Raw genomic sequence first — 1,463 nt, forward strand, 5'->3', positions numbered from 1 at the left:
CGAGCGGCCGCTCGTCCCGCGCCTCGGCCGTCTCCCGGGCGTCCCTCTTGGCGAGGTTGGCCGCCGCGCGCTCGCATGCCGCGTCGGTCTCGCGCGAGAGCTCGTCGAACGAGAGCCATACCTCCTTGGCGTCCGCGATTCGGAACAGGAGGTGCTCGCAGCCCGTGGCGGGCTCGGCGAACCACGCCGAGTCGACGCCGTGGGTCCTGAGCTTCTCCTCGATGGTCTCCTTGATGCCGGCATAGTCCTCGATCCCCTGGAACTCGGCCATGTCGAGCTTCGCCCATTCGGCGGGATGCTCGGCTGTCCCGTTTCCCTCGGCGGCCTCCCGCGCGGCGCCCGTCGCGTTCTCGAACGCGCGGCGGATCTGCTCCGCCCGGCGGTACATCGCCCTTTCCCCCATACGCTCTCCGAAGCGCATGAAGTCCTCGATCATCTTCTCGCCGGCGTCGTCGCCGTAGTCGCTTGCCATGCCCGGTCCTTCCCGCGACGGCGGAAAGGACGGTCCTCTCCGCTGCTACCCCTGCATCGAACGGCGCGCCCGCGGCGCGCGCTTAGCTGGCAGGGATGGGGATGGGCATGGGCCGTTTACGGGGGTCTCGAACGCGGGCGTGGGGAGGGGAGCCGCCGCGCGGCGCGCGGCGGGCGTCTGAACGTTCGCTATGCGGAATGCTCTGCGCACTTGCTCCCCTCGTTTCACTGGAACCACAACGGGGCGAGCGGCTCGCCCGTCCCGTATTCCTCGACGGTCCTTTTTCTCGCCTCGGCAAGCTCGGTCGCCATCTCCTTGGTCAGGAAGCATCCCAGGCCCATGTTGAGAACGGCGCAGAGCCGGACGAACTCGTCGACGCGCATCGATCGCTGGCCGTTGAGGACGTACCAGAGGCGCTTGCGGTCGACTCCCATGCGGCGGGCGAGCTCGGCGACGCTTATGCCGCGGTCCTGCCGCGCGCGCTCGATTCTCGCCACTATGAGATCGGCATGGTTCATCCGTCTCCTGCCTCGTGCAATCCGTGCCTTCGCCTGTGCGTCGATCGGGTTCGACATCGCGAATCTCCGCCAAACGTACCAACTCATCCACGCAGCGTGGGGGAAATGTCCCGATTTGGTACAAAGCGTCCCCGAAGCAGGTACGTGGGAGTTTTCTCGACGGGCGGTTAGAGTGATGCTCTCTCGAGCCTGCGGGCGGGCGTGGTCGGGCTCAGCGCGAGCAGGAGCGCCAGTGCTGCCGTGCGAACAGCGATGGCTGAGATTATGTTTTGTTTCGAATTGCCATGGTACCTGCGTGTTGAACGGCGCGAACGCATCATGGCAAAAGAAGACTTACCGCTTTGTTGGCGTGTTCCGCTTTCGTTTGATAAGAGCGCGGTCCGGTCAGGTGGCGCTCTCGCCCAGCAGGGCGGCGAGCTTCTCGAAGGAGCCCTCCGACAGGCAGTGCTCCATGCGGCAGGCCTCCCGCGAGA

General features: G+C 66.3%; 3 protein-coding genes. 1 reads left to right on the forward strand and 2 read right to left on the reverse strand.

The genetic code is table 11. The annotated features are described in order from the left end of the window. Together GPA_RS06265 and GPA_RS06270 are read right to left on the reverse strand one after the other, a co-directional pair. Positions 1 to 472, reverse strand: a 472-nt coding sequence (locus tag GPA_RS06265) for a hypothetical protein (protein WP_041239184.1), incomplete at its 3' end; no start/stop codon positions are given. Between the two features lie 224 nt (positions 473 to 696). Further along, positions 697 to 990 (reverse strand): helix-turn-helix transcriptional regulator, encoded by a 294-nt coding sequence (locus GPA_RS06270; protein WP_015539330.1) that lies wholly within the window; start codon positions 988 to 990, stop codon positions 697 to 699. Positions 991 to 1,242: 252 nt separating this feature from the next. On the opposite strand from GPA_RS06270, the gene GPA_RS20020 reads away from it, so the two are divergent. Next, positions 1,243 to 1,463, forward strand: a 221-nt coding sequence (locus GPA_RS20020) for a hypothetical protein (RefSeq protein WP_231847587.1), incomplete at its 3' end; no start/stop codon positions are given.

The organism is Gordonibacter pamelaeae 7-10-1-b, from assembly GCF_000210055.1.
Lineage (GTDB): Bacteria > Actinomycetota > Coriobacteriia > Coriobacteriales > Eggerthellaceae > Gordonibacter > Gordonibacter pamelaeae.